The following is a 27000-nucleotide window of genomic DNA, read 5'->3' as shown; positions in this document are numbered from 1 at the left end:
GCAGCAAGTTTTGTCGCGGCTCGCGTGAATCAGCAGGGCCGATGTTCCCGATACCGGTGGGACCAACGGCCGAAGTCCCAGACAGCCCAGCCCGGTCGCCGCGCTGAGGTCTTTGGTCCTCACTCCGAGGACGATCGCCCGCAGAGGGCGGTCAGGTCCCATTTCTACCGTGAGAGTACGAGCCCCTCCCCGGGCGCCGACGATTTCACCTCACCCCGGAGGTCAGGATGACACACCAGGAACTCGACGATCCGCATCGGCTGGCCTCGGCACCCGTCGTGGTCGGCGTGGACAATTCGGAAGGTTCGGCGCGGGCGGTGCACTGGGCCGCGAACTACGCCGCACAGCGACAGCGGCGACTGCACATCGTCCACGGCCTGGATCTGGTGGCGGCCAGCCGTGGCGTCGGTCCCTACTCGGTGGCGGCGCCGTCACTCGTCGAGGCGGTCAAGGCCGCCGGTGCGGCGGCCATCGCCCGGGCCCGGGTGGCCGCCGGCGACTACGAGCCGGAACTGACGGTCTCCTCCGCGGTGTCGACCGACAGTCCCGCCCAGGTGCTGATCGATCTCAGCGAGTCCGCCTTCGCGGTGGTGATCGGGGCGACCGGGACGGCCGGCACGCTCTCGCATCTGGGATCCACCCTGTTCTCGGTGACCAGTCACGCCCGGGGCGCGGTGGTCGTCGTGCGGCCGGATCCCGACGCGGCCAATGCCGTTCGCGGCTCGGGTCCGGTCGTGGTCGGCGTGGACGGCAGCCGCGTGAGCGAGGCCGCGATCGGCGCGGCGTTCGCCGAAGCCTCCGAACGGGGGGTGGGATTGGTCGCCGTCCACGTCTTCAGCGATTGGGACACCGGGCAATTCGCCGACGCGGTGATCCCGGTCGTGACCGCCGAGCTGGCCGGCGGCGAGGAGGCCGTCCTGGCCGAGCGGCTGGCCGGCTGGCAGGAGAAGTATCCGGATGTCGAGGTGACCCGCGAGGTGTTCGCCTCCGGGCCCGCCGAGCGGCTGGGGGAGCTGTCGAAGACCGCGCAGCTGGTCGTGGTCGGCAACCGTGGTCGTGGCGGATTCATGGGAATGCTGCTCGGATCCACCACCCATTCCCTGGTGCAGCACGCGCACTGCCCGGTGATGGTCGTGCACGCCGATGACGAGGAGACGAAGCGATGACACTGACCATGCCCGGCGCCGGAACCGGAATCCGGGACGACCTGATCGATCTGGACGCGTGGTGGCGGGCCGCCAACTACCTCGCCGCCGGGCAGATCTACCTCATGGACAACCCGCTGCTCACCGAGAAGCTGCGGCCCGAGCACATCAAGCAGCGGCTGATCGGCCACTGGGGAACCGTGCCCGGGGTGACGCTGACCTACGCCCACCTCAATCGGGTCATCATGCGGACCGGGCAGCAGATGCTGTTCGTCCTGGGCCCCGGCCACGGTGCCGCGGCGCTCACCGCCGCGACCTGGCTCGAGGGCACCTATTCGCTGCGGCACCCGGAGGTCGGCCAGAACCTGGCCGGGATGCGGGAACTGTTCCGGCAGTTCTCCTTCCCGGGCGGTGTCCCCAGCCATGCCTCACCGCATCTGCCGGGTTCCATCCACGAGGGTGGAGAACTGGGCTATTCGCTCGCCCATGCCACCGGCGCGGCACTGGACAATCCGAATCTGGTGGTGGCGTGCATGATCGGTGACGGCGAGGCCGAAACCGGGGCTCTGGCCACCAGCTGGCACGGGTCGCTGTTCCTGGACCGCGTCAGCGACGGCACCGTACTGCCGATCCTGCACCTCAACGGCTACAAGATCGCGAATCCGACGCTGCTGGCGCGCATGTCGCGCCACGAGCTCGACGCCATGCTCAGCGCGCAGGGCTGGGAGCCGATGTATGTCGACGGCGACACTCCGGCCGAGGTCCACGACCGGTATGCGACCGTGCTCGACGAGGCGATGGAGCGGATCCGGGAGATTCGCGAGTTCGCCGAGCACGGCCTGGGTCCGCGCGATCCCTGCCGTCCGATGATCGTGCTGTCGACTCCGAAGGGGTGGACCGGTCCGATGATGGTGGACGGCGTGCGAGTCGAAGGCACCTTCCGGTCGCACCAGGTGCCGTTGCCGGGCGTGCGCGAGAATCCGGAACACCTTGCGCAACTGGAGGACTGGTTACGGTCCTATCGGCCCGAGGAGCTCTTCGACGACGAGGGCCGTCCGGTGGACCGGATTGCGCGGCTGCATCCCGAGCACCTGCGGATGAGCGCCAATCGCGCCGCGCACGGTCACGACAGCGTCGACCTGCAACTGCCCGACCCGACCGACTATGCCCTCGAACTCCCTTCTCCCGGAACCGAATCGGCGGAGGCGACACGGGTCCTGGGCGGGTATCTGCGCGACGCGCTGGTCGAGAATCCGCACAATCTGCTGTTCTTCTCGCCGGACGAGCACACCTCCAATCGCCTGGACGCCGTGCTCGAGGTCACCGGCCGGCGCTGGCGCGCCAGGCGGATTGCGGGCGATGATCGGCTGTCCCCGGACGGCCGCGTCTTCGAGGTGCTGTCGGAGCATCTGTGCCAGGGCTGGCTGGAGGGCTATCTGCTGACCGGCAGGCACGGTGTGTTCTCCACCTACGAGGCCTTCGCGCACATCATCGACTCGATGGTGGTGCAGCATGCGAAATGGCTGCACATGGCGGCGGAATTCCCCTGGCGTGAGCCGATTCCCAGCCTGAACTACCTGATCACCTCGCACGTGTGGCGTCAGGATCACAACGGGGCGTCCCATCAGGATCCTGGCTTCATCGACCATGTGCTGAGCAAGCGGCCCGAGGTCAGCCGGGTGTACCTGCCGCCGGACGCCAACTGCCTGCTGCATGTTTTCGACCACTGCCTGCGCAGCCGCGGCCGGGTGAATGTCGTGGTCGCCGGGAAGCAGCCCGCGCTGCAGTACCTCGACGACGACGCAGCGCGGCTGCACTGCGAGCAGGGTCTGGGTGTGTGGCATTGGGCGAGTTCGGATTCCGATCGTCCCGCCGAGGTCGTGCTGGCCTGTGCCGGGGACGTCCCCACCCAGGAAGCCCTGGCAGCCGCGGCGCTGCTGCGAGAGCTGGTGCCGGACTTGGCTGTCCGCCTTGTCAACGTGGTGGACCTGGCCCGCCTGTTCCCGCCGGATCGCCATCCGCACGGGATCTCCGACGAGGAATACCGTTCCGTCTTCACCGACGCGCCGGTGATCTTCGCCTTCCACGGCTACCCCTGGCTCATCCACCGCATCGCCTACCGCCGCCCCGGCCACGACGTCATGCACGTCCACGGATTCACCGACAACGGCACCACCACAACACCTTTCAGCATGTGCGCCATGAACGGCATCGACCGCTTCACCCTGGCGGCCGCCGCCCTCGCCGAGGTGCCGCGCCTGTCCGAACAGCTCGCCCCGCTCACCGAAGAGCTCACAGCCCGCCGTGAGGCCGCCGACGCCTACGCCCGCCGCTACGGCATCGACCCACCGGAGATCGCCGACTGGCGCTGGCCCGCCCAGCTGTAACAGCGAGGTCGGTGCAGGCGAGCATGACCAGGGTGATGTAGCGGTACCAGGCGTCGGAGCGGCGGACTGGTACTGGTCGAGTCCGACATCGGTTCTCGCGGTCCGGGACCAGTCCTCGGCCGCTCACCTGGTGCCAGCGACGCGGATCAATTCCGCGTCGCTGGTGCCGGTCGGGGTGCCGCCGGAGCCCAACGCGGCATCCGTTGGGCCAGAACCTGTTTCGTGTCGAAGTCAACCGCATCGAGCCTCGCTTCAGAGTATTGCCGTTGCACCCCAGCCGATTTGATGCCCTTCTTCACGAAACCGGTCTCATCCACCAGTGCACCGTCGGGCTCGCCGAGATGCTCGACCGCAGAGGGACGCGGGTCGTCGCGCACCCCGTCGGCATCTGACGGCGCCTTGTTCAGTAACTGCTGCATCCCGTCCGGCGTCTGATCGCCGGCCGCTTCGGCCAGGGCTCACCCGTTCTTGCGAGATCCTCATCGACCGACACAAGTCACGCACGGAGCCGCAGACCCCGCCCCGTCGTCAGTGGAATCGACAACTCACCGAATCACGAAGCGCTGCTGGAGTATCAGGGCCGAGTACTCGGTCGTGCCGGCATTGTGTGCCATGAATGTTCTTGAACCACGGTAAGGCTCTGTACCGCTTGCTGCTCGGCCGGAACCCGTCAGCAGGGGCGGGCAGGTCCGTGTGTCGCTGTCGGAAATGCGTGGTCGAGTACTGGATGATCCTTCGTTGATGGCCAGTCGGCTCTGCTTCAGCGTGTTTTCCGCGAGTGAAAAGGCGTGAGTGAAAGGGAGGATCAGGGATGGGCCGGAGTTCGAGGCGACAATTGCTCCTCGGAAAGGGGTGGATTCAGGCGTGTGCCCTTGTTGCCTTGTTCGGATTCTTCGTCATGGGGTTGCTGGCGTTTCGGACCTATGACGCAGGCCCGCCTATTCCGGACCGGGTGCAGAGCACCGACGGTGAGGTTCTCTTCGTCAAGGATGACATCGCCAACGGGCAGAAGATCTTCCTGGCCGCGGGGTTGATGCAGTACGGGTCGGTGCTCGGGCACGGTGCGTGGCTCGGACCGGATTACACCGCCGATTATCTGCGCCGGGCCGCTGACTTCGCACTCGAGCAGGGCAGGAACAGCGGCCAGGCGCGAGACAAGGTTGCGGCTGACTTTCAGGCCAACCGGTACGACGAGAACAGCGGTGTGCTGGTCTACAGCCCCGAGCAGTCGCAGGCGTTCGAACGGCTGGTCGATCACTACGCAGATGTCTTCGGTAGCGCGGGTACGGAACTGGGCCTGAAGCCCGAGGTGATCTCCGATCGGGCGCATATCCATGATATGACGGCGTTCTTCTCGTGGACGGCGTGGATGTCGGCGGCGCACCGGCCCGGCCACGATTACTCCTACACCAACTCCTGGCCGTCGGAGCCGCGTGTCGGCAACGGTCCCACCGCGAATGTCGTTGTATGGAGTGTTGTTTCACTCATAGCGTTGCTGGGCGGCATCGGCCTGGTGTTCGCGGCATTCGGCCGTTGGGGTGAGCGGATCGGGTGGCGTGGCCGTGAAGCGGCCACGTTGTCGTTCCGGCAGCCTGGTGAGGTGGCGCTTACTCCCGGACAACGCTCCACCCGGTGGTATTTCGCGGTGGTGGTGATCCTGTTCGGCGTGCAGAGCCTGCTGGGCGCGGCCACCGAGCACTATCGCGCCGATGTGACCACCTTCTTCGGCCTCGACCTGGCAAAAGTACTGCCATACAATCTGACTCGCACCTGGCATTTGCAGTTGGCATTGTTCTGGGTGGTAGCGGCGTTCCTGGCGGCGGGAATCTTTCTGGCCCCCTTGATCGCCAAGCGGGAACCACGCGGGCAAGGCAAGCTCTCCTACCTGCTGCTGGGCGCGGTCGCGGTGGTGGTCTTCGGCAGCCTCATCGGTGAGGCGCTGAGCATTCACGGCAAGGTGTCGTTCACGAATTTCTTTGCCGCCCAGCAGTTCACCTTTCTCGACCTGGCGCGATTCTGGCAGATCCTGCTCGTGGCCGGGCTGGCGATCTGGGTGGTGATCCTGTACCGCGGTTTGCGCCGACATCTGGCGAACGAATCGCCCGGCAACATGCCCTGGCTGTTCTTCCTTGCCGCGCTGGCAATTCCGGCGGTGTACGCGGTGGGGCTGCTGGCGCGGCCCGGCGACACCTTCACCCACACCGAGTTCTGGCGGTTCTGGGTGGTACACCTGTGGGTGGAGGATTTCCTCGAACTGTTCACCACCGTCATGGTCGCCTACATGTTCGTACTGCTCGGGGTGGTGCGCGAGAAGGTCGGTATGGTGGTGATCTACCTCGACATCATCCTGTACTCGGCCGGCGGCGTGATCGGCACCATGCACCACATGTATTTCAATGGCACGCCGCCCGAAACCATGGCGCTGGGCGCGGTGTTCTCGGCGCTCGAAGTGATGCCCCTGACCTTCCTCACGCTAGAGGCATGGAGCTTCTTGCAACTGGGCTCCCGGCAGGAGGCACGGTCGGCCACGGTGTTCCCGCATCGGTGGGCGGTCATGTTCCTGGTCGCGGTGGGATTCTGGAACTTCCTGGGCGCGGGGATCTTCGGATTTCTGATCAACCTGCCGGTGGTGTCGTACTACGAGATCGGCACCGCGTTGACCGCCAATCACTCGCATGCGGCGATGATGGGCGTGTATGGCATGCTGGCGATCGCGTTCGCCCTGTTCTGCGTTCGCTACATGATCCCGGCCGGCAAATGGCCGGACCGGCTGGCGAAAATCTCCTTCTGGTCGCTGAACATCGGCCTGGCATGGATGGTGTTCGCGACGCTGCTACCCATCGGCCTGCTGCAGTTGTACAAGGCGGTCGACAGCGGATACTACGAAGCCCGCGAGCTGACCTACATTCAGAGCCACGCGAATTCGGTGCTGGAATGGCTGCGCATGCCCGGCGACATCGTGTTCATGGTGGGTGGCATCGCGCCGCTGGTATGGATCATGTGGCTCGCGGTGAAGTACCGCGGGAGGGGTGGAGCGCAGCCCGCGGAGCAGAAGACGGTGGGCACGGGCGATTCCGACATCGTCATGGACGAACTCGCGACGGTGTCCGGGGGCGACGAGCAATGAGTTCCTCCGCCCCCGCCGGGCAGACGCTGCTGATGGGCGGGTACGCGCTCATTCTCATCGGCTGCGCCGCCGGGTTGGATTGCCTTGCGCGGCACATTCATCAACGCTCGGAGCGGCATCGTACTGCGGGCTTCCGCTATCTGCCCCACCACGACTACTGGGTGTGCCCGACCAATCAGCCGCTGTGGCCGCATCGTGTCGATGACGATGCGCGTTTGGTTCGCTACCGGGCGCGTCCGTCGGTGTGCAATGCCTGTCCGGAGAAGCGGGAGTGCACCGACTCGTCGCACGGGCGGGAGGTCAGCCGCGCGATCGATCCCTGGCCGCATTCGGAGGCGGGTCGATTCCATCGTGGCATGGCCCTCATGCTTGTGGTACTCGCCGGCATCTTCCTGATGATCGCCGCGGTCCTGCACTGGTCACTCACGACTCTGCTCGTGCTGACGCCGATCGCCGTCGGCTGGGTGGTCGCCGCCTGGGTGCTGACAGGTCACTTCCGCCATACGCCTGCCGACTTCCCCACCGGTGTCCCCACGGCGGAAAGGAGTGCCCGATGATGCTGATCGTCATGGCGATGGTGGTTGTGACCTCGGTGCTTGCCTTGTCGACGGTGCGCGTTCTGCGTGAATACGAACGTGCTGTGGTGTTCCGGCTCGGTCGGCTGCGGCCGCTGCGGGGGCCCGGCATGGTGGCACTGATTCCGTTCGTGGACCGCATGGTTCGCGTGGATTTGCGGACCATCACCCTCACCATCCCACCGCAGGAGGCCATCAGTCGCGACAACGTTCCCGTGCGGGTGAATGCGGTCGCCTATTTCCGCGTCCTCGATGCGGTGCGCAGCGTGGTGGAGGTCGAGAACCATGCGGTGGCCACCTCCCAGATCGCCCAGACCACACTGCGTTCCGTGCTCGGCCGTGAGGATCTCGATACCCTCCTGTCGGAGCGTGACCAGCTCAATGCGAATCTGCGGAAGATCATCGACGAGCAAACCGAGCCCTGGGGAGTCAAGGTGAGTCTCGTCGAGATCAAGGATGTCGAGATCCCGGAGGCCATGCAGCGTGCCATTGCCCGCCAGGCCGAGGCCGAGCGTGAACGGCGTGCGCGGGTCATCCACTCGCGCGGTGAGGTGCAGGCGGCCGAAAACACCCGTGAGGCAGCTCAATTGCTCGCCGACACACCGGCTGCCCTCCAGCTGCGCTATCTGCAGGCGTTGGGCGAGCTCGGGGGCGAGGGACGCTCGACGGTCGTTTTCCCGATGCCCATCGACCTCGCCGAACCTCTCACCCGCTTGTTGCGGCCTGTGGCGGACTCCGAGTAGGGGCTGGGGCTGGTGCCGTGGCGTGACGCCCCGTTTCCTGCCCCGCCGCATCGAGTGCCTGCGGATGCTGACGAAGTGCCCCATGTGCCACAGAGGATTTCGAGCTGACTCGCCCTGGAGATGCCGTCGACGAGACCATCTCGTTGGCGGCATCGGTTTTCGGTGGCAGGACCGTGTTTGCGGCACTTGTGGGAGTCGTTCCTGGCACGCTGGGTTACTGATCAGTTGCCCAGTCTGTTTTTCCTGCTTTTACTGGTCGGTTGGTCTTGTAATCCCCCGGATCGGCATTGCTCGATGGCTTTCGTGAATGCACTGATCAGGCATGTTAACTGAAGTAACACATATCACCCCCTAATCGGCGGCTGGTCTGGTGGATATCGGCGGCGCGCTCGATAGAGTTTCCAATCAGCTACTACAGCAGTAGTTTTCGATCCCGAGTCGCGCCACGCGGAGGGGAGGGGATCGAGAGTCGTGAGCCGCCCATCCCTTCGCGGCGGCTCACGGTCGTCCCGCGGGTTGCCTGCAACGATCCCGGTGACGACGTCGAGGTCGACGCCCGGGTGCGGTTGGTTTGCTGCCTGCCCGGGCGTCGGCCCCGACCGGCGCCCGGGTGGCTCCTGGAGGTCAGCGGTTTCGCCGATGCGGCGGTGCCGGGGCGGCCTGGTCGGCGAGAGTGAGTATGTCCGCTACCGGGCGTCGAGGGGTGGGGGGAGGTTGGTGTGCGTCGTCGATCGGTGGGGTGCCGATGCGGACTACCGCCTGCGGAATGCCGGGGCTGGATATCATGCCGGTGAGCAGGTCCCGCCCGTCAGGTAGCTCCGTGATATTGGTCAGGGTGCAGGTGGCGAGCCCGGCGGCCGTGCACTCGAGTAGTACCGCGGACAGCGCCTCGCCGACACGAACCCATTGCGGTACCGAGTCCCGCACGGCGCTGAGCACCACGAGCTGGGCACGATCGGCGAAGTGATCGCGGCGGACGGTGCGCGGACCCGGGGGGAACACCCGGCCGACGCCGACCTGGGCGAACTCCGCCTTCGATGCCAGTGCGGTGCGCGGGATGCCCTCCTGCCCGTCGGAATGTCCTGCCCACCAGTGGAGTTCGGTGTCGTAGAACATGTCGTGGCCGCGCAGTGTCGCGAATTTCCTGGAGAGTGCGGCGAGCTGCGGCCGGACGGATTCGTCGAGCAGGTCGAGCCGCACATACTGTGCCGCTGTCAGCGCGCGCAGCCTGGGCAGGAGTTCGGCCCACCCCTGCGGCTCGTGGAGGGCCAGCCGGTCGGTGCGCCGGTGTTCGACGGCTCGGGCCAGGGCGTGGATGCTCGCCGGGGGATTGCTCCACGGCCGGAAATCGATGGCGGCCAGTCGATCCGGGTGGCGTTCATCGGGTACGCGCAGGATGTCGGTGTGCCAGCCGCGGTCGGCGAACACGGTCCTGACGTGGTGCAGCATCGCGCCACAACTGATCACCAGCTGGCGGCCGAGCGGGTCGGTCGAGGTCAGCTGCCGTTCGGCGTCGGCATACAGATAGAGGCGTCTGCCATCGAAGCGCCAGCGCCACGGCTGAGTGTTGTGCAGCGACGGCGCCCGCGCCGCCACCTCGACCATCGCCGTGATTGTCGCCGGATCGGGCACGGACCGACCGCGCACACCTTCGTCGCTGCTCATACCGGAAGTCTGCGGTTTGCCAGCAGCTCGCACATACGGCCGTTGCTCCTGTACCGCAGGGTATTTGGTCCTGTTGTGCGCTGTGCGGTTGTTCGGCAACGCAGGCGGCGGGGCTGATCGAGGCCCGATGCCCAGGGGCAATGGTCATCTCGAATACGACCTGTCGACTCTGCTGGGTCTGACGGTGGCTGCGCCAGGCTCGGGAATGCCGACCGGAGAGGACCGATCCCATGACCACCGCCCGTGCCTTCATCACCGCCGCAGTCTTCCTCTGGCTGGGCATGGTGCTGGCCATCTCGTTCATCGAGGCACCGCTGAAGTTCCGCGCCCCGAATGTCACCCTTGCCATCGGACTCGGCATCGGACGCCTGGTCTTCCGGGCCCTCAACGGCGTCGAATCCCTGCTCGCCGTCCTCGTTCTCGCCGCCGTCTGGGCTGATCCCCCCGGTGCTGCGACGACCGGCGCCCTCGCTGTCGCGATCGGCGCGCTGGTCCTGCAGCTCGCTTTCGTGCGCCCCCGGCTGACCCGGCGCAGCGACGCGGTGCTGGCCGGGCACGAGGGGCCGCGATCGCGCAGCCACTATGCCTACGTCGCCCTCGAAGTCCTGAAGGCGATCGCCCTTCTCAGTGCCGGCGTGCTCGTCCTGGACAGCGCGATGCGGTGACTTCGCGCGCTACGGTGCTCTGATGGGTGACGCCACGGGGCGGTGGCTGCCCGGGACCCGACAGTTCCGGGGTTACCGGCGTGGGTGGCTGCGGACCGACGCCGTGGCCGGAGTCACCGTGGCTGCCTATCTGATTCCGCAGGTGATGGCGTATGCGACGGTGGCCGGTCTGGCGCCGATCGCGGGCCTGTGGGCGGTGCTCGGCCCGCTGGCCGTCTATGTGGTGCTGGGGACCTCACGGTTGCTCTCGGTCGGGCCGGAATCGACGACGGCGCTCATGACGGCGGTGGCGCTGGCGCCGCTGGCCGCGGGTGACTCCGCCCGATACGCGGCCTTGGCCGCAGCGCTCGCGCTGCTGGTCGGAGCCTGCTGTGTGGTCGGCGCGGTGACCCGGCTGGGCGTATTGGCCGACCTGCTGTCGAAGCCGGTACTGGTCGGCTACCTGGCCGGGACGGCAGGAATCATGATCGTGGGCCAGCTCGGCCGGGTCAGCCGGGTGAGTGTGACAGGTGAGTCCATCCCCGATGAACTGCGGTCCTTCGCTACGCATGTCGACGAATTGCATTGGCCTACCGTGTGTCTGGCCGGCGGCACGCTGGCCGTGCTGCTGCTGGCGGCGTGGCGGGCGCCACGGCTGCCGGGGCCGCTGGTGGCGGTGCTGGGCGCGACAGCGGTGGTTGCGGTGTTCTCGTTGCGGGAAAGCGGGATTCGCGTGGTGGGTGAGATCCCGTCCGGGCTGCCGGTTCCCGGTGTACCGCACGTCGCGGCCGCGGACCTGGCGAAGCTGCTGCTACCCGCGGTCGGGATTGCCCTGGTCGGATTCTCCGACATGGTCCTGACCGCCCGCGCGTTCGCGGCCCGGCACAGCGTGGCCGTCGACGCGAATCGCGAACTGCTCGCCATGGGCGCGACCAACCTGACCGCCGGTGTCTCGCAGGGCTTTCCGGTCAGCTGCAGTGGCAGCCGCACGAGCATCGCCGACGCCGCGGGTGCGCGTACCCAACTCTACGCGGTAGGGGCGCTGCTGACGGTGCTCGCCGTCTTGTTCTGGGGGCGGACCGTGCTCGCCGCGTTCCCGGCCGCCGCGCTGGGCGCGCTGGTGATCTACGCTGCGCTGCGGCTGATCGACCTGCCGGAGTTCCGCCGCCTGGCGCGATTCCGTCGCAGCGAGCTGGTGCTCGCGCTCAGCACGGCCCTCGCAGTGCTGGCAGTCGGCGTCCTGTACGGGATCTTCATCGCCGTCGGGCTGTCCATCCTGGACCTGCTGCGCCGGGTGGCCCGAGCCCACGATGCGATCCAGGGCTTCGTCACCGGTCTGGCCGGCATGCACGACATCGACGACTACCCGGAGGCGACGACCGTGCCCGGACTGGTGGTCTATCGGTACGACGCCCCTCTGTGCTTCGCCAACGCCGAGGACTTCCGTCGCCGTGCGCTGGCGGCCGTCGATACCGCCGCCGCGACGGTTCCGGTCCGCTGGTTCGTCCTCAATGCCGAGGCCAATGTCGAGGTCGATCTGACCGCACTCGACGCCGTCGATCAGCTCCGCGCCGAATTGGCCTCCCGTGGAGTGGTTTTCGCGATGGCTAGGGTCAAGAAGGATCTGCGCGCGGCGCTCGACGCGGCTGGGCTCACCGCCCGCATCGGCGCAGATCGCCTGTTTCCGACGCTGCCGACGGCGCTGGCGGCCTATCGGCACCGGACCGGCGACCTCGGACCGGCGGATCAGTGACTTTCGGCCGTCACCGAGCGGCCCCGGACGCGAGATGCTGAACGGGCAGACGAGAAACTCCAGGGACGAGGTGCAAGGCCATGTCACACAATTGCTCCCTGCCGTGGCGGGTGTGGCGGATGCGGCCGTGGAACAGAAATCCGCTCATGCGGGCATCCGACCGCTGGGCGTCGGTGCTGCACATGCTGGTGGTCGTCCTGCTGCTGCTGGCCGTGCCGGTCGCTGCCGCGGTAGGCACCGAGACGTACACCCGCAGCGCCGCCCACATCAGTGTCGCGAACGCTTCGAAGACCACGGTCCACGCGACGGTTCTGACCGCGCCGAAGGAAGTCCAGCCGGCCGGTCCCGCGCAGCCGGCGCGTTTCGAGTCACGGGTGCAGTGGCAGCGCGACGGGAGCCTCGCGACCGGAACGATCGAGATCCGGCGCGATACGAAGGTCGGTGACACGGTGCAGCTCTGGGTCGGGCCCGACGGGCTGGCCACCGACCCGCCGCGGGAACCCGAAATGGCGGTGTGGGACGGCGTCGGCACCGGTCTCGCACTGCTCATAGGAGCTGGATTCGGAGTGTTCGCGCTGCTCTGGTGCGTCACGCAGGGGCTGGAACGCCTGCACGCCGCACGCTGGGAGGCGGAGCTGCGCGGGCTCGGCCGTCCCATCGGTACATAGTCACCACAGACCATCGGGAGGATACCGATCATGAGCGCCGACCTCAGTTCTGTTGCCGGGCAACCGATGTCGCGCATCATCGCCGCCGTCGACGGCTCGGCGACCTCATACCGGGCAGCGGTGTGGGCCGCGGTGGCCGCGGATCTGCACGGCTGCGGACTGCACCTCGTCACCTCCATCTCGCTGCCTGTCAGCGAAATCCCCGGCGAGTTGCTCGGAGACACCGACCTGGAGCTGCTCGACCGGGACGGTCAGCGAATCGTCGGCGAAGCCGGCCGCCTGGTGCGCGCCGCGGCGACGGGTGCGGCCGTGCCGATCACGACCGAGGTGATTCGCGAACCCATCATCGGCCATCTCCTCGATCAGTCCCGGCACGCGCGTGCGATCGCCGTGGGCAGCCGCGGACTGGGCGCGATCCGGCGCGGCCTACTCGGCTCGGTGGCCGATGCGGTCACCCGGCACGCGCACTGCCCGGTAGCCGTGATCCACGCGACCGCGGCGGCCGATCCGCTGTCGGCGGAGAAGCCGGTGCTGGTCGGCATCGACGGCTCCCCCCACAGCGTGCCCGCAGTGGAATTCGCGTTCCAGGAGGCTTCGGTACGCAAGGTCGGGGTGACCGCGCTACACGCTTGGACCGATGTTCTCGGCTCATACGTGCCGCTGATCGGCTGGGAGCCGCTGCGTGCGCAGGAGAACGAACTGCTCTCCGAGCGGCTTGCCGGGCTCGGCGAACGCTATCCCGACGTGCCGGTCCGTCGCATGCTGGTGACGGAGCGCCCAGCCCAGGCTCTGCTCCAGGAATCCGAGCACGCGCAATTGGTCGTGATCGGCAGCCGCGGCCGCGGCGGCTTCACGGGCATGCTGCTCGGTTCCACCAGTTCCACCGTGTTGCACAACGTCGAGACTCCGACGGTCGTCGTGCGCGCGTAATCGAGGATCAGGTGTCGCTCATGACCGAATTACAGCCGCTGGACGCGGGATTCATCGAACTGGAGGACTCCGATCGGCATGTCAGCCTCGGTATCGCCGCCGTGGCGATCCTGGCCGGTGCGCCTCCCGGTCGTGCGGAATTCGCGGCGGCGCTGGCCGAGCGGGTCTCGGCCAACGAACGCCTGCGGCAGCGTGTCCGGCGTACGCCACTGGACCTGGCCGTACCGGTTTGGGAGGACGACCCGAATTTCGATCTCGCCCACCATATCCGGTGGAGCGGGCTGCCCGCGCCTGCCGACGAGCCCGCCTTGCGTGAATTCGTCGCCGGTGAGCTGGTGGAGCGCCTGGACCGCGATCATCCGATGTGGGAGTGCGTCGTCGTCGACCACCTCGCGGGCGGGCGCTGGGTCGTGATCGTGAAGGCGCATCACAGTCTGGTCGACGGCGTCTCCGGCGTGAATCTGTTCGAAAGCTTCTGTGATGAAACGGAAGTGGAGAGCCGGGAGAAGCCGACGCCGGACACCGATGCCGCCGGAGGCGGGAACTGGTTCGACTGGGCGGTCACCGGGCTCCGATTGCCGGTGGAGGTGCCACGCTATGCGTTGGGTCTGGTCCGCAGCCTGGTCCCGGTGGCGGCCGCTCTCGTCTCCACGCCCGCGGCCTCCTCGCTCAACGGTCCGATCGGCAGGCAACGGCGCTATGCGATCGCGCGAGCCTCGCTCAGCGAGATCAGGGAGATCGGCCACGGCTTCGACACGACGGTCAACGACGTCGTGCTGGCCGCGGTGACATCGGCGTACCGAGCTGTCCTGCTCGGGCGCGGGGAAGAACCCACCGGGAACAGCGTGCGGATCCTCGTCCCGGTGTCGATGCGTGCTGCGGATGCGAAAACGTTTCTCGACAACCGTATCTCGGCGGTTCTGTCCCTGCTGCCCCTGCATCTCGACGACCCGGTCGAACGGCTCACCACCATTCACCGTCGGATGGCCCGGCACAAGTCGGGCGGGGCGGCGCAAGCCGAGAAGTCGCTGCTCGCCCTCGCCGGCCGGCTTCCGTTCGCTCCGGTTGCCTGGGGCATGCGGCTGTGGTCGCATCTGCCACAGCGCGGCGTGACGGCCGTGGCGACCAACGTCCCGGGCCCGCGCCGCACCCTCACCATGCTGGGTCGCGAGGTCCTGGAGCTGATACCGGCCATTCCCATCGCCATGCGCCTGCGTACCGGCATCGCGATCCTGAGCTACGGTGATCAGCTCACCTTCGGCATCACCGGCGACTACGACTCCACCCCCGACCTCGAGGTGCTCGCCGACGGAATCCACACCGCCATAACCGAACTGCTCACCGCCGCGCGAGCCCGGCCGCAGCACCCGGCCGAGTAGGTCTCCGGTGCCCGGGGCCACCGTCGGACAGCCAGAGGTCCCGCTACCGGCGGGACCAAGGTCCTGCCCACGGTGTCACCGGCAGCGGCGAAAGGCCGTCGGGCGTGGGACTTCGGCTTCTGTCTGCGGAGCCCCGTCATGGCGGACGATCGGACCGGCGGGCGGATCGACGCGCTCGCGGACGGAGGACACAATGGTTACCGGGTACGGGGGCCACGGCATCGGGGCGGCGGCCCTGCGGCTGCCGAACGCACTGCGACATGCGCTGGGGGAGTACAGGACACGCCATTCCGGCGCGATGGTCGAGCCAACGACGCCCGCGTCGGCGGTGCATGAGGTGCGCGCACGGTGGTTCGTCACGGTGACCGCCGGAGAATTCCTCGGGTTCCTCGTGCCGGCACTCGCGGGTGCGCTCATCGCACGCGCGAGTGGGGCGGCGGTTGCCGCCGTCATGCTGACGGCGGGGGCGGTCGAAGGCGCCGTCCTCGGGTACTTCCAGGCGCGGGTGTTGCGAACGCTGTTGTCCTGTTTACGAATTCGCGAGTGGATGGCAGTCACTTCGGTAGGGGCGGTGGCGGCGTGGTCGATCGGTATCCTGCCCATGCTCTACGGCGAACGATTCGGCGCGTGGCCCACGTGGGCACAGGTTCCGGTGGCCGTGGCGGGCTCGCTGATCGTGGTGTCCTCGATCGGCGTCGCGCAGTGGACGGTGTTGCGCCGCTTCAGTGATCGGTCCGCACTGTGGATCCTGGCCAACGCGGTGGCATGGATCGCTGGGCTCATCGCCTTCACGGTGGTGGCGCCGCCGCTGTGGCAGCCGGGCCAGCCGCCGATTCTCACTGCCGCCATCGGTGCGCTGGGAGGTGCCGCCATGGCCGCCGCCATGGCGTGGGTGACCGGCGCCTTCCTGACCCAGGTACTGGCCGACGGGCATCGCCGGACGCCGCATACGGAGCTCCGATCCTGAAGTCCGGCAACGGATTCCCCCTCGAGACCGTGCTCGACCCTTTCCGAACAGGAGAACGACATGAACCCCGAACCCTCCACCGTCCGCTCCGTCCGACTGCGCGGCGACCTGGACGAACCGCTCTCCCGCTGGCTGTGGCTGGTGAAATGGATCCTCGCGATACCCCACTACATCGTGCTGTTGTTCCTGTGGATCGCCTTCTGGGTGGTCACGGTGGTGGCGTGGTTCGCGATCCTGTTCACCGGGCGCTACCCGCGCTCGCTGTTCGACTTCACCGTGGGTGTGATGCGCTGGTCCTGGCGAGTGCAGTTCTACACCTACGCGGCACTGGGCACCGACAGGTATCCGCCGTTCACCCTGCGGCAGACCGACTACCCGGCGGATCTGGAGATCGACTACCCCGAACGGCTCTCGCGCGGGCTCGCTCTCGTGAAATGGTGGCTGCTCGCCATCCCGCACTATTTGATTCTGGCCGCCCTGTTCGGCGGCGGTGTGATGCTCGGCGGCGACACGGGCGACAGCAACGCCGGCAACACGATTCCGCTGATCGGCGTGCTGGTACTGATCGCCGCGGTCGCCCTGCTGTTCACCGGCCGCTACCCGCGCGGACTGTTCGGATTCGTCCTCGGCGTGAACCGGTGGTTCTACCGCGTCCTGGCGTATTCGGCCCTGCTGACCGACGACTATCCACCCTTCCGGCTCGACCAGGGCCCGCGGGAACCGGCCGAGGACGTCGCACCGTGACAACGAGATTCCCCCGGGTGCCGGAACGCTGGGCAGTCCTCGCCGTGCTGGTGGCGGTCGCGGTGGTGCTGGTCGCCGCGACCCTGGTGGCGATCCTCTGCGATCGCAATGACCAGTCCGCGCCGGCGCCGCCGGCCACCGTCGCCTCCTCGGCCGGCGCCGACTTCCGCTACGAACCCCTCTGGCCCTTCCGCAGCCTCGCCGAACACCCGGCCGCTCAACCGCACAGCACGACGGGACACGGCGAGTGATGCAACAGATCCCGGCTGGTGGATCCGAACAATGCGGCGGTCGCGGAGTTGCGGCCGCGTGTGCCGACCACCAGTAGCTGGGAATCGTGACCCGTCTCCGCCAGAACGGTGGCGGGTACGCCGGGAACGGTCACCTCGGTGACCTCCACGTCCGGGTGAGCCAGCCGATGCGGTGCCAGCGCACTCGTCAGGACGGCATCGTCCGCGGCCGTGTGGTCGGCTGCCGGTCCGATCGGCACGATCCGGTTCCCCGGCCGGCAGTGCACCGCGGTCAGCGGCACCGAGAGTGCCTCGGCGAGTTCGAATCCCAGCGCGAGGGCCGCCGTACTGAGTGGGGTGCCGTCCACACCCACCGTGACCGGTTTCCACCGCGGAATGCGACGGCCCGTTCTACCGCGCCATATCGCGACCGGGCACCGCGCGTGGCGCGCGACCTCCATGGTCGTCTGGCCGACCAGCCGCCCATCCCAGGCGGTCTGGGCCCCGACCACCAGGATCCGGGCGTGCGTGCTGCGCGCGATGAGCGCGGGAGCGGCCGCCTCGGGGGTGACCTCGGTGGTGACGGGCAACTCGGGTGCACAGGAACGCACCAGTGCCACAGCGTGTTCGGTGGTGTGCGCGGCGATCTCGTGCCAGCGCACCACCCGTCCGCTCGGGTGAGCGTGCTCCGCCTCGCCGTCGCCGCGAGGAAATCTCGGCGCGCAGGCGATGACGAGCGGTTCGTGGATGGCCGTGGCGAGATATGCGGCCCAGCGGACGGCATTGAGTGAAACCGTCGAGCCGTCCACCCCGGCCACGACGGCATTGCGAGCATGGTGCGCGTCCATCGTTACCTGCCTCCCGCCCGGCGTATCCGTGCGAAACCTGTTCCGACTCTCCGAGAATGACGCGTCACCGGCGATCGCACACGATGCGAGAGACCTCGATCGCGGTGACGTAAGACCATCCGCGCGCCGGATCAGGCCGGGCGACAGGTGTATCGGCCCTACACGGCGGTGATGACGACCTTGAGCGCTCCGGTCTCGCCGGCGCGCGCGAAGGTGTCGTACGCGGAGGGGAATTCGTCCATTGTGAAGCGGTGGGTGATCATCGCGGCGGGGTCGAGCCGCCCGCTGGCCACCAGGTCGATGAGCCGGGGTGTGGAGTAGGTGTCGACCAGGCCGGTGGTGATGGTGAGATCGCGGATCCAGATCTTCTCGAGGTGCAGGGTGGCGGGCTTGCCGTGCACGCCGATATTGGCGACGTGACCGCCCGGGCGGACGAGGTCGACTGCGGTTTCGAACGTTTCCGGGATGCCGACCGCCTCGATGGTGACGTCCGCGCCGAGGCCGCCGGTCAGCCGTGCGATCACGTCGGCCGGATTGTCGCGGCCGCTGTTGACGATGACGTCCGCGCCCAGTTTCGCGGCGGCGTCGAGCCGGCTGTCGGCCAGGTCGATGGCCACGATGTGGCCGGGGCTGTAGAGCCGGGAGGTGACGATCGCGGCCAGCCCGATCGGACCCGCGCCGATGATCGCCACGGTATCGCCCGGCCGCACGGCGCCGTTGAGGACGCCGACCTCGTAGCTGGTGGGCAGAATGTCGGCGAGCATGAGCATCTGCTCGTCGGATATGCCCTGGGGGATCGGGTAGGTCGAGGTATCGGCGAAGGGGACGCGCACCATCTCCGCCTGCGTGCCGTCGATGAGATGGCCGAGGATCCAGCCACCACCGCCGAGGCACTGCCCGTAGCGGCCCTCCCGGCAGAATCGGCATGCGCCGCAAGCGCTGATGCAGGAGATCAGGACCCGCTCGCCGACCTTGCGGGTGTGCACTCCGGTACCCACCTCGACGATGGTGCCGACGGCTTCGTGACCGAGAATCCGGCCGGGCGCGAACTCGGGGACGTCACCCTCGAGAATGTGCAGATCGGTGCCGCAGATCGTCACCGCCTCGACACGGATGATCGCATCGGTCGGCTGCGTGATGGCCGGGTCGGGAGCCTCATCCCAGGATTTCTGCCCGGGTCCATGAAAAACCATTGCTCGCATCGGAATACCTCCTGTGCGCGGACATCTCGACCGGCCTAACGGTCCGGCGCCGCCGCAGAGCGTGATCGGCGGCCGTGCGTATCGGTCGCGGCGTCGAGGGAATCGGCGAAGTCGATGAGCTGGCGGACCTGTTCGCCGTGCCGGCGCAGGAAATCCTCGCGGGCGCGGCCGCGCCGGAAGGTGAGGAAGGAGCGGCCGGTCTCGAGCTGCCAGGTGTACCAGAACAGGTAGGGGATGGTGAGGACGAAATTGGCTATGCCCCAGACGATCCAGACATCATTGTTGAACCAGCCGTCCGACGGCATCACCTTCGGGAAGATGTTGTAGATCGCGATCACCAGCATGAGCACGGGCAGCGTGTAGATGCGCGCCATGATGTAGAGCTCGGGGCGGCGCTTGACCAGCGGATAGATCTCCGCGACCGCGAGTATGCAGATACTGGCGGCGAAATGCTCTTCCTGCGGGGGATATCCGCCGAAGGTGAAGCACAGATTCCAGGTGGTGTAGAGGAAGTTCCACGCCATGGTCGTGTAGGCGACGAGCTCGGCGTTGCGGCCGGGCAGCACCTCCCAGAAGCGCGGGCAGTAGGGGATCGTGAGGCACAGTCCGAGCCCGACCGCGGCGTTCCAGTAGTTGCCGATCTGGGCGTCGCGCAGGGTGGCTTCGGCGATGTTGAGGAACAGGATCGCGTACGGGAACCACAGGAATCGCGGGTTGCGCAGGATCTCCCACACCCGTCCGGGGCGTTGCTCGGCCACGGCGATCCGCATGGCACCGACCAGGGTCAGCGGGATGAGCACCGACAGAATCTTGGCCCAGGAGAACCAGTTGATCAGCCCGATATCGCGGCCGGGCCCCCAGATCCAGAGCGGGAACGTCAGCAGCGACAGCCCCCACACCCACATCGCGGGTCGTGGATGGGTGCGCATGTAGTCGACGATGAGCCACAGCACACCGCAGAACACCAGCATCGAAACCGCAGTCACCCACGTGAAGGGGGCCGGATTCCCGGACACCGCCTGCGACGCCGCACTGATCATGGTGGATAGCGCCTTTCGCTCGCGTCAGCCCTGTTCGATCGTGAGGATGTCGGCCAGCGGGCGCCGGGGAGTCGGCGGCAGCGGCGGTTCCCCGTCCGGCACGGTGCCGATCCGCACGACGATCTGCGGTGTGCCGGGATGCCGCAGCAGATTGGTGAGAATGTTTCGGCCCGTGGGCAATTCGGTGATGTGGGTGAGCGCGCAGGTCGCCAGCCCGGCCACCGTGCATTCGAGCAGCACCGCGGAGAGGGCCTCGCCGGTCGCCAGCCACTCGGGCAGGGAATCACCCTCCGAGCTCAGCATGACCATGCCGGCGTGGTCGTCGGTCTCCGCGCGCCGCATGGAGTGCGCCGCGGACGGGAAGACCCGGCCCACCCGGACCCGGGCGAATTCCGCGTCCGAGACCAGCGCCGCGGCCGGAACGCCCTCGGGATCCCCGGAATGCCCTGCCCACCAGCCGATCTCGGCCTGGTACATCATGTCGTGCCGGCGCAGCGCCGCGGTCTGTTCGGATACCGCGGCCAGCCTGGCCTGTACCGCGTCGTCGAGCGTGTCCAGCTCCAGGTAGTGCGGCGAGACCAGCATGCGCAGCCGGCGCTGGAGGTCTTCCCAGTTCGCGGGCGCGCCCATCGGCAGCCGGTCGGTGTGGCGGTGCTCGATGGCGCCCGCGCGGGCCACCAGACCCGATGGGGGATCGGGCCAGGGCCGGAAGCTGATCTCGGCCAGGCGGCCGGGATCCAGCGGGTCCGGGATCCGAGTGGTGTCGGTGTGCCAGCCCTGCGCGCCGAACGCGGTGCGGACGTGGTGCAGCATGGCGCCGCAGCTGATCACCTGCTGCCGGCCGTGCGGGTCCGCGGCGATGAGCAGCCGGTCGGGATCGGTGCGCAGGTGCAGCCGTGTGCCGTCGAAGCGCCAATGCCAGGGCTGGGTGTTGTGCACGGAGGGCGCGCGCGAAGCCAGCAGCATCGCGGCCCGCAGCGTGCGGTGGTCGGGTACGGCGAGCGGGGTGGCGTTCATTGCGGTCATACTTCGAGTGTTCGCGTCGGCCAGTTCGGAACATACGGGCTTTCCGCCTGCTGACCAGGGACGTTGGTCACCAGGGCGAGTGCCGGCACGGTGCGTTCGGCCCGCTCCTTGATGCCCCGCAGCATCTTGGCCTCCATGATGAGGCTGCCGGGCTCCATGATCAGCATGTAGAAGAGCCGTTGCAGCAGACCGGCGTCCGGTAGCGCGATGCGGTTGCGGCTGATCAACCGGGTGCCCTCGGCGGTCGGGTAGAGGCCGAACGCCCACACCCAGTGGTGGTCGGTCGAGGCCAGCACGAAGGCGCGCGGGCGGTCCAGCACGGCCACCCGCATCGCGGGACCGGACTTGCCCATCGGCAGCACATCGTCCACCGCGAGCTGCTGATACTGCGGCAGGATCTGGTCGGCGCTGTGCATGTCCAGGCCGAGCAGGTTCTCGACCCAGTCATAGGTATAGGCGCCGGCCCGGCCCGGTCCCATCTGAACCAGCCACGGCCAGATCTGCTCCGGCGTGGCGGCGACGGTGATCGCACGGGTGGTGACGGTGCCGGCTTCGGCGAGCAGTCCGTCGCCGGGCATCGCCCGCCCGACTTCCTCGGCGGTCGAGCCCCAGGTCACGCACTTGGTGCGTGCGAAGAGCCGGTATCCGGCCGCCAGCCCGGTGAGAGCCGAGGCCACGCCGATCGCGGTCGCCAATGGTGTCTTCACGGTTGTTCCTCTCGGTGGGACGTCGATGTCGATCCTCGGCCGCGTCGCGGGATTTCCGCAGGGACCGATGGCCCGACATCCGCCCTCGGAACCGGTGACTTTCGGCCATCTCGCCGCAGCCACCCGCGCGGGATGCTGTGAACGAACAGCGGATTCGCACGGATCGGAGGACATGCCATGAGGGAGTTCACGGACCGGAGCGCGCTCGTCACCGGCGGTGCGCGGGGAATCGGCGCGGCGGTGGTCGCGGAACTGGTGAAGGCGGGCTTCGGCGTCGTCGTCGCGGACCTGCGCACCGACGCCGGGAACAAGCTCGCCGAAATCCATGGGCCGCAAGCACGATTCCATCACCTCGACGTCACCGACGAGGGGGAGTGGCAGCGGGTGCTGGAGAAGACAGAGCGAGAATTCGGCCCGCTGGGCGCACTGGTGAACACCGCCGAGATCCTCGACCTCGGGACCGTCGAGTCCGAGTCGCCCGCCCTGTTCCGGCACGTGCTGGACGTCAACCTCTACGGGCCCTGGCTCGGGATGCGGCTGGCCGCGCCGCGCCTGCGTGCCGCGGGCGGCGGCACGATCGTCAATATCTCCTCGACCGCCGGCCTGATGGGATACCCGGGCATCAGCGGATACGTCGCCAGCAAGTGGGGACTGCGCGGATTGACCAAAGCCGCGGCGCTGGAACTGGGTTCGTCCGGCATTCGCGTGTGCTCGGTGCACCCGGGGCTGATCCATACGGCGATGACCATCGGCCTGGCCGAGTCGATCGCCGCCACCCAGCCGCTGCCGCGATTCGGCGACCCGGAGGAGGTTGCGGCCATGGTGCGGTTCCTCGTCACGGAGGCGACCTTCTCGACCGGGTCGGAATTCGTGGTCGACGGCGGCGCGACCACCGGTCAGGCCGGGCTGATCGAAACGTCTGGTGCAGACCAGCGGTAATGGCGACACGAAAGAACTGGAGGCATCGCCATGATGTACTGGTACGGCCACGATATGGGTGGCTGGGGCTACGCCTGGATGGGCGTGGGCATGTTGGTCTTCTGGGCCCTGCTCATCGTCGGAATCGCGTTCGCGGTCCGGTTCGCGGTATCCGACCCGGGCCGCTCGGGGCGCTATGAATCCCCGTCGCCGCAGGAACTGCTGGCCCAGCGTTTCGCGCGCGGCGAGATCGACGAGACCGAATACACCAATCGCCTTGCCGCACTGCGGGCCTCGGGCGCGCGGCAGTAGGACGACAGGAGCGAGAGAATGTCGGAGATTTCCGAAACCCCCGGCGGGCAACTGAATCCGCCGGTCGTCGTGGCAACGGACGGATCGGCCGTCTCGTACCTCGCCGTGGCCTGGGCGGCCGTGGATGCGGGACTGCACGGCTCGCCGCTGGAGATCGTCACCTCCATGGCGGTCCCCGGCGGATGGGGGCCCGGTGCGATGCTGACCAATACCGACACCGACTGGCTCCGCCTGGATGGCAAGCGGGTGGTCACCGAAGCGAGCCGCGTAGCGCGCACCGCCGCCGTCGGCGACGGCCTGTCCATCCGCACCGATGTCACCTTCGACACGGCGATTCCGTCTCTGATCGAACGGTCGCGGCGGGCTCGCCTGCTGGTGGTGGGCAGCCGCGGGCACGGCGCGATCAGGCGTGGCCTGCTCGGATCGGTGAGCACCGCGGTGACGCGGCATGCCCACTGCCCGATCGCGATCGTGCATTCGACAGCGGCGATCGACCCGGTCTCCGCGGAGAAGCCGGTGCTCGTCGGCATCGATGGCACACCCAACAGCGTGCCTGCCCTGACGCTGGCTTTCGAGGAGGCATCCCGTCGCAAGGTCGGGCTCGACGCGCTGCACGCCTGGAGCGACACCAACCGTGGCGGTCTGCCGCTGCCGGGGTGGGACGCCGTCCGCGACCGCGAAACCGAACTGCTCGCTGAACGACTGGCCGGATTCGGCGAACGCTACCCGGACGTCCAGGTCCGCCGAATCCTGGTTCGCGACCGCCCGATCCAGTCCCTGCTGGAAGCCGCGGAGACCGCCCAGCTGCTGGTGGTCGGCAGTCACGGCCGCGGCGGGTTCGTCGGCATGTTGCTCGGCTCGACCAGCAACGCCCTACTGCACAGCGTGGAATGCCCGATGATCGTGGTGCCGACCCGCTGACCGGGCCGACATGGTCTCGGCGCAGTGGTAACTGCAGTACCGCCCCCCGACAAGGGGGGTCCGTGCTCATCGTTGATTGCATATTTTCTAAACTAATAACCTAGTTTATTGGTGAAGGAGAATGTTGCCATGGACGATCAGACCACTGCGGAGCGGTCGGAGGCAGCACCGGAGCAGTCGGCAGTGCCGGAATCGGCTCTGGTGCAAGAACTGTGAGCGTGCGGGCACTGTTGCCGGTCTGGTCGGACTGGCGTGCGGGCGTGCGTGCTCCGGGCGCGGATCTGCTGTCCGGGCTGATCGTCGCCCTGGTCGCGCTGCCGTTGGCGCTGGGTTTCGGGATCTCCTCGGGCCTCGGCGCGGCCGCCGGCCTGGCGACCGCGGTGATCGCGGGCGCGGTTGCGGCGGTCTTCGGCGGATCGCGGTTCCAGGTGTCGGGGCCCACGGGAGCGATGACCGTGGTGTTGGTGCCGATCTTCCATCAGCACGGTGCGAGCGGGGTGCTGGCCGTGGGGCTGCTGGCCGGGCTCGTGCTGGTGGTGCTCGCGGTCGCCGGGGTCGGGCGTGCGGTGCGCTACATGCCCGCCCCGGTGATCGAGGGTTTCACCGCCGGAATCGCGGTTGTCATTGCGCTGCAACAGGTCCCGGCAGCGCTCGGTATCGCGCACGCGCACGGGGACAAGGTATGGCAGGCCGCCGCTGACGCGGTGCGCCAGTACCTGGGCCATCTCGACCCGCTGCCGATCGCCACCGCCCTGCTGGTGGCAGCGCTCATGCTGGTCGGTGGCCGGTATCTGCCCCGCTGGCCGTTCGCGCTGGTGGCCGTGGCGCTGGCGACCGCCGCGGTGGCGGTGTTCGATCTGCCGTTGGCCAGGATCGGGACCATTCCGTCGGGATTGCAGGCCCCCGCCCTCGGCTTCCTCCATGCCGACCAGCTCGGTTCGCTGCTGGCGCCGGCGCTGGCGGTGGCCGCGTTGGCGGCGTTGGAGTCACTGCTGTCGGCTACGGCCGCCGACGCGATGGCGGTGGGTACCCGCCACAACTCCGACCGCGAGCTGTTCGGCCAGGGCCTGGCCAATATCGCCGCACCGCTGTTCGGAGGTGTCCCTGCCACCGGCGCGATCGCGCGCACCGCGGTGAACGTCCGCTCGGGCGGTCGCACCCGGCTGGCCGCGCTCACCCACGCGATCGTGCTGGCGGCCATCGTCTTCCTGGCAGCCCCGCTGGTCGGGCAGATTCCCCTCGCCGCGCTGGCCGGGGTGCTGCTGGCGACCACGGTGCGGATGGTCGAGACGGCGTCCCTGGCGGCGATCGCCCGCGCTTCGAAGGGAGACGGGGCGATCATGGGCGTCACGTTCCTGGTCACCGTCGTCGCCGATCTGGTGACCGCGGTGGCGGTGGGTGTGGGGATCGCGGTGGTGCTCGCCCTGCGCGCGGTCGCGAAAGAGGCTCGCCTGCACCAGATCCCGCTGGACGAGGGAGATCACCTGGCCGAGGAGCACGACCTGCTCGACGAACACATCGTCGCCTACCGGCTCGACGGGCCGCTGTTCTTCGCCGGCGCGCACCGATTCCTGCTGGAGCTGGCCGAGGTATCGGATGTGCACGTGGTGATCCTGCGCATGTCGCATGTCACCGCGCTGGACACCACCGGTGCGCTGGTGCTCAAGGACGCGATCGGCAAACTCGAACACCGCCACATCGTCGTGCTCATGTCCGGGCTTCGCCCCGATCATCAGCGCCGTCTCACCGCGATCGGGGCCCTGCCCGCGGGCGGCGCCGACCACCTTTTCACCCACACGCCCGATGCCATCACCTGTGCGCGGCAGCTGGCGCCCGCGGTGGCCGGGGACGGTCATCGAGCGGGCGCCTGACATCCTGTGCGCGCACTGTTCAGCGCGTGTTGGTCGAGGGGCGGGCCGGGAGCCCCAGGGCGGAGCGGTTGCAGGCCAGGGCGAGGTCGGTAGCGGTCACCAGGCCGGTGAGGCGGCCGGTGGGGTCGGTGACGGCGACGGCATCGAGGTTGGGGCGCAGGACGATTCGAGAAATGACGTCGGCGAGCAGATCGTCGGCGTGAGCGATCGCGGCCGGGGGGAGCGGGCGGGCGAGGTCTGCGACCCGGAGGCCGGGGTGCGGACGTGCGCTGGTGCGCAGGAGATCGGCCCAGGCGAGGACGGCGCACGGGTGGCCGTCCTGATCGACGACCGGGAAGAGGTGGTGGTGGGTGTAGACGAGGTCGGATCGGAGGAACTGGTCCAGGGTCCACGAGGCGTCGGCCATCCGCGGCGCGGGGGTCATGATATCGCCGATGGTGGTGGCGCCCAGACGATGTCGCAGGCCCGCCATGGTCAGCTCGCTGTTGGCGGCGCTGTAGAGGAACAAGCCGAGCAGTATCAGCCACAGGCCGCTGAAGTCGCGGAACGCGATGATCTCGGCACTGCCGAGGCCACCCAGGGTCATGCCCAGGACCTGGCCGGTGCGGGCGGCCGCCGTCGCGGCGCGCAGGCGGTCGCCGCTGCGCCACCAGATCACCGCCCGGACGACGCGCCCACCGTCGAGGGGCGCGCCCGGCAGCATATTGAACACGGCGAGAACCACATTCACGGTGGCGAGCCAGACGAGGGTTTCGGTGACCGGGCCGCCTGGGGAGAAGACCGACGACACGGCCGCCGCGCCGTAGGCCATCACACCGAGCACCAGACTGGTGGCGGGGCCGACCAGGGCGACCCGCAGGTCGGTCCGGGCGTCCTTGGGCTCGTCGGTCAGCTCGGAGGCCCCGCCGAGCAGCCACAGCACGATGCGTTCGACATGAATCCCATTGCGGGTGGCCACGATCGAATGCGCCAGCTCGTGTGCGAGCAGGCAGGCGATCAATACGACAGCGCCGACGATCGCCGCGGCCCAGATGATTCCGGCGTCGGCGGTGCCACGGAGGTAGGTGGCGAGTATCCACGTGAAGAGCCCCACGGTGACGGCCGCGGACCAGTGCGCGGCGATACGGATGCCGCCGATTCTTCCCAGTGGGACAGTGGATCGGAGCTGCATGGTGTCCTCGTCTGTTGTGCGGGTCGG

23 protein-coding genes and 2 pseudogenes are annotated in these 27000 nt (G+C 68.2%); 17 read left to right on the top strand and 8 right to left on the bottom strand.

The annotated features are described in order from the left end of the window. The first annotated feature begins 227 nt into the window (after positions 1-227). Positions 228-1166, top strand: coding sequence for a universal stress protein (locus tag ACWEQQ_RS38830; RefSeq protein ID WP_452351690.1), 939 nt, complete (start codon positions 228-230; stop codon positions 1164-1166). Then, on the top strand, positions 1163-3532 hold the full coding sequence (locus ACWEQQ_RS38825; RefSeq protein WP_452351689.1) for a phosphoketolase family protein: 2370 nt from the start codon (positions 1163-1165) through the stop codon (positions 3530-3532). Before ACWEQQ_RS38830 ends, ACWEQQ_RS38825 begins: the two co-directional genes overlap by 4 nt. 254 nt (positions 3533-3786) lie before the next feature. Here the strand turns inward: ACWEQQ_RS38825 and ACWEQQ_RS38820 are convergent. Further along, a pseudogene (locus ACWEQQ_RS38820) lies at positions 3787-3987 on the bottom strand (transposase); the annotation flags it as partial. A 356-nt stretch (positions 3988-4343) separates the two neighbouring features. On the opposite strand from ACWEQQ_RS38820, the gene ACWEQQ_RS38815 reads away from it, so the two are divergent. The 3 genes from ACWEQQ_RS38815 to ACWEQQ_RS38805 are packed head-to-tail and all read left to right on the top strand — an operon-like array spanning position 4344 to position 7977. After that, on the top strand, positions 4344-6659 hold the full coding sequence (locus tag ACWEQQ_RS38815) for a nitric-oxide reductase large subunit (RefSeq protein WP_452351688.1): 2316 nt from the start codon (positions 4344-4346) through the stop codon (positions 6657-6659). Beyond that, on the top strand, positions 6656-7216 hold the full coding sequence (locus tag ACWEQQ_RS38810) for a hypothetical protein (protein WP_452351687.1): 561 nt from the start codon (positions 6656-6658) through the stop codon (positions 7214-7216). The genes ACWEQQ_RS38815 and ACWEQQ_RS38810 overlap by 4 nt, the downstream gene beginning before the upstream one ends. Further along, positions 7213-7977, top strand: coding sequence for a slipin family protein (locus tag ACWEQQ_RS38805; protein WP_452351686.1), 765 nt, complete (start codon positions 7213-7215; stop codon positions 7975-7977). The genes ACWEQQ_RS38810 and ACWEQQ_RS38805 overlap by 4 nt, the downstream gene beginning before the upstream one ends. A 624-nt stretch (positions 7978-8601) precedes the next feature. On the opposite strand, the gene ACWEQQ_RS38800 is transcribed toward ACWEQQ_RS38805, so the two are convergent. Then, positions 8602-9642, bottom strand: a complete 1041-nt coding sequence (locus tag ACWEQQ_RS38800) for an Acg family FMN-binding oxidoreductase (RefSeq protein ID WP_452351685.1) — start codon at positions 9640-9642, stop codon at positions 8602-8604. Positions 9643-9872: 230 nt separating this feature from the next. Between ACWEQQ_RS38800 and ACWEQQ_RS38795 the strand changes: the two genes are divergently transcribed. From ACWEQQ_RS38795 to ACWEQQ_RS38760, 8 genes and pseudogenes are all read left to right on the top strand, one after another. Next, positions 9873-10307 carry a hypothetical protein gene (locus tag ACWEQQ_RS38795; RefSeq protein WP_452342315.1) on the top strand — a complete coding sequence of 145 codons (435 nt, stop codon included), beginning with the start codon at positions 9873-9875 and terminating at the stop codon, positions 10305-10307. Between the two features lie 22 nt (positions 10308-10329). Continuing rightward, positions 10330-12039: a SulP family inorganic anion transporter gene (locus ACWEQQ_RS38790; protein ID WP_452351684.1), complete on the top strand. Its 1710-nt coding sequence runs from the start codon at positions 10330-10332 to the stop codon at positions 12037-12039. Positions 12040-12119: 80 nt separating this feature from the next. Next, positions 12120-12707: an Rv1733c family protein gene (locus ACWEQQ_RS38785; RefSeq protein WP_452351683.1), complete on the top strand. Its 588-nt coding sequence runs from the start codon at positions 12120-12122 to the stop codon at positions 12705-12707. Between the two features lie 30 nt (positions 12708-12737). Next, a complete protein-coding gene (locus tag ACWEQQ_RS38780; RefSeq protein ID WP_452351682.1) occupies positions 12738-13637 on the top strand; it encodes a universal stress protein in 900 nt (299 codons plus the stop codon). A 20-nt stretch (positions 13638-13657) separates the two neighbouring features. After that, entirely contained in the window at positions 13658-15016 is a 1359-nt protein-coding gene (locus tag ACWEQQ_RS38775) for a wax ester/triacylglycerol synthase family O-acyltransferase (RefSeq protein ID WP_452351681.1), read from the top strand. Positions 15017-15209: 193 nt separating this feature from the next. Then, positions 15210-15983: a hypothetical protein gene (locus tag ACWEQQ_RS38770; protein WP_452351680.1), complete on the top strand. Its 774-nt coding sequence runs from the start codon at positions 15210-15212 to the stop codon at positions 15981-15983. Positions 15984-16055: 72 nt separating this feature from the next. Next, positions 16056-16727: pseudogene (locus ACWEQQ_RS38765) on the top strand (DUF4389 domain-containing protein); the annotation flags it as partial. Next, complete coding sequence (locus ACWEQQ_RS38760; RefSeq protein ID WP_452351679.1) at positions 16724-16978, top strand: hypothetical protein; 255 nt, start codon at positions 16724-16726, stop codon at positions 16976-16978. The pseudogene ACWEQQ_RS38765 and the gene ACWEQQ_RS38760, both read left to right, overlap by 4 nt. Here ACWEQQ_RS38760 and ACWEQQ_RS38755 read toward each other — a convergent pair. From ACWEQQ_RS38755 to ACWEQQ_RS38735, 5 genes are all read right to left on the bottom strand, one after another. After that, on the bottom strand, positions 16945-17805 hold the full coding sequence (locus ACWEQQ_RS38755) for a universal stress protein (protein WP_452351678.1): 861 nt from the start codon (positions 17803-17805) through the stop codon (positions 16945-16947). The genes ACWEQQ_RS38760 and ACWEQQ_RS38755 overlap by 34 nt on opposite strands. Positions 17806-17963: 158 nt before the next feature. After that, positions 17964-19007, bottom strand: a complete 1044-nt coding sequence (locus ACWEQQ_RS38750) for a zinc-dependent alcohol dehydrogenase family protein (protein WP_452342323.1) — start codon at positions 19005-19007, stop codon at positions 17964-17966. Between the two features lie 35 nt (positions 19008-19042). After that, complete coding sequence (locus ACWEQQ_RS38745) at positions 19043-20047, bottom strand: hypothetical protein (RefSeq protein WP_452351677.1); 1005 nt, start codon at positions 20045-20047, stop codon at positions 19043-19045. Positions 20048-20071: 24 nt separating this feature from the next. Further along, positions 20072-21073, bottom strand: coding sequence for an Acg family FMN-binding oxidoreductase (locus ACWEQQ_RS38740; protein WP_452351676.1), 1002 nt, complete (start codon positions 21071-21073; stop codon positions 20072-20074). Then, entirely contained in the window at positions 21070-21780 is a 711-nt protein-coding gene (locus ACWEQQ_RS38735) for an SRPBCC family protein (protein ID WP_452351675.1), read from the bottom strand. The genes ACWEQQ_RS38740 and ACWEQQ_RS38735 overlap by 4 nt, the downstream gene beginning before the upstream one ends. A gap of 177 nt (positions 21781-21957) precedes the next feature. Here ACWEQQ_RS38735 and ACWEQQ_RS38730 point away from each other — a divergent pair, with 177 nt between their 5' ends. The 4 genes from ACWEQQ_RS38730 (at position 21958) to ACWEQQ_RS38715 (ending at position 25802) form a co-directional block, all read left to right on the top strand. Then, positions 21958-22719 (top strand): SDR family NAD(P)-dependent oxidoreductase, encoded by a 762-nt coding sequence (locus tag ACWEQQ_RS38730; protein ID WP_452351674.1) that lies wholly within the window; start codon positions 21958-21960, stop codon positions 22717-22719. Positions 22720-22749: 30 nt separating this feature from the next. Beyond that, positions 22750-23010 carry an SHOCT domain-containing protein gene (locus ACWEQQ_RS38725; protein ID WP_379426897.1) on the top strand — a complete coding sequence of 87 codons (261 nt, stop codon included), beginning with the start codon at positions 22750-22752 and terminating at the stop codon, positions 23008-23010. A gap of 18 nt (positions 23011-23028) precedes the next feature. Continuing rightward, a complete protein-coding gene (locus tag ACWEQQ_RS38720; RefSeq protein ID WP_452351673.1) occupies positions 23029-23931 on the top strand; it encodes a universal stress protein in 903 nt (300 codons plus the stop codon). Between the two features lie 212 nt (positions 23932-24143). Beyond that, complete coding sequence (locus tag ACWEQQ_RS38715; protein WP_452351672.1) at positions 24144-25802, top strand: SulP family inorganic anion transporter; 1659 nt, start codon at positions 24144-24146, stop codon at positions 25800-25802. A gap of 19 nt (positions 25803-25821) precedes the next feature. Here ACWEQQ_RS38715 and ACWEQQ_RS38710 read toward each other — a convergent pair whose 3' ends face one another. Next, positions 25822-26973 (bottom strand): site-2 protease family protein, encoded by a 1152-nt coding sequence (locus tag ACWEQQ_RS38710; protein ID WP_452351671.1) that lies wholly within the window; start codon positions 26971-26973, stop codon positions 25822-25824. Positions 26974-27000 lie beyond the last annotated feature (27 nt).

Source organism: Nocardia sp. NPDC004123, from assembly GCF_053603795.1.
This window is presented reverse-complemented; position numbering and strand designations above follow the sequence as displayed.

Bases quoted from the DNA above. Each gene is read 5' to 3' on its own strand.
- ACWEQQ_RS38830 (WP_452351690.1), top strand. From the start codon at position 228: ATGACACACCAGGAACTCGACGATCCGCATCGGCTGGCCTCGGCACCC.
- ACWEQQ_RS38825 (WP_452351689.1), top strand. From the start codon at position 1,163: ATGACACTGACCATGCCCGGCGCCGGAACCGGAATCCGGGACGACCTG.
- ACWEQQ_RS38815 (WP_452351688.1), top strand. From the start codon at position 4,344: ATGGGCCGGAGTTCGAGGCGACAATTGCTCCTCGGAAAGGGGTGGATT.
- ACWEQQ_RS38810 (WP_452351687.1), top strand. From the start codon at position 6,656: ATGAGTTCCTCCGCCCCCGCCGGGCAGACGCTGCTGATGGGCGGGTAC.
- ACWEQQ_RS38805 (WP_452351686.1), top strand. From the start codon at position 7,213: ATGATGCTGATCGTCATGGCGATGGTGGTTGTGACCTCGGTGCTTGCC.
- ACWEQQ_RS38800 (WP_452351685.1), bottom strand. From the start codon at position 9,642: ATGAGCAGCGACGAAGGTGTGCGCGGTCGGTCCGTGCCCGATCCGGCG.
- ACWEQQ_RS38795 (WP_452342315.1), top strand. From the start codon at position 9,873: ATGACCACCGCCCGTGCCTTCATCACCGCCGCAGTCTTCCTCTGGCTG.
- ACWEQQ_RS38790 (WP_452351684.1), top strand. From the start codon at position 10,330: ATGGGTGACGCCACGGGGCGGTGGCTGCCCGGGACCCGACAGTTCCGG.
- ACWEQQ_RS38785 (WP_452351683.1), top strand. From the start codon at position 12,120: ATGTCACACAATTGCTCCCTGCCGTGGCGGGTGTGGCGGATGCGGCCG.
- ACWEQQ_RS38780 (WP_452351682.1), top strand. From the start codon at position 12,738: ATGAGCGCCGACCTCAGTTCTGTTGCCGGGCAACCGATGTCGCGCATC.
- ACWEQQ_RS38775 (WP_452351681.1), top strand. From the start codon at position 13,658: ATGACCGAATTACAGCCGCTGGACGCGGGATTCATCGAACTGGAGGAC.
- ACWEQQ_RS38770 (WP_452351680.1), top strand. From the start codon at position 15,210: ATGGTTACCGGGTACGGGGGCCACGGCATCGGGGCGGCGGCCCTGCGG.
- ACWEQQ_RS38755 (WP_452351678.1), bottom strand. From the start codon at position 17,805: ATGGACGCGCACCATGCTCGCAATGCCGTCGTGGCCGGGGTGGACGGC.
- ACWEQQ_RS38750 (WP_452342323.1), bottom strand. From the start codon at position 19,007: ATGCGAGCAATGGTTTTTCATGGACCCGGGCAGAAATCCTGGGATGAG.
- ACWEQQ_RS38745 (WP_452351677.1), bottom strand. From the start codon at position 20,047: ATGATCAGTGCGGCGTCGCAGGCGGTGTCCGGGAATCCGGCCCCCTTC.
- ACWEQQ_RS38740 (WP_452351676.1), bottom strand. From the start codon at position 21,073: ATGACCGCAATGAACGCCACCCCGCTCGCCGTACCCGACCACCGCACG.
- ACWEQQ_RS38730 (WP_452351674.1), top strand. From the start codon at position 21,958: ATGAGGGAGTTCACGGACCGGAGCGCGCTCGTCACCGGCGGTGCGCGG.
- ACWEQQ_RS38725 (WP_379426897.1), top strand. From the start codon at position 22,750: ATGATGTACTGGTACGGCCACGATATGGGTGGCTGGGGCTACGCCTGG.
- ACWEQQ_RS38720 (WP_452351673.1), top strand. From the start codon at position 23,029: ATGTCGGAGATTTCCGAAACCCCCGGCGGGCAACTGAATCCGCCGGTC.
- ACWEQQ_RS38710 (WP_452351671.1), bottom strand. From the start codon at position 26,973: ATGCAGCTCCGATCCACTGTCCCACTGGGAAGAATCGGCGGCATCCGT.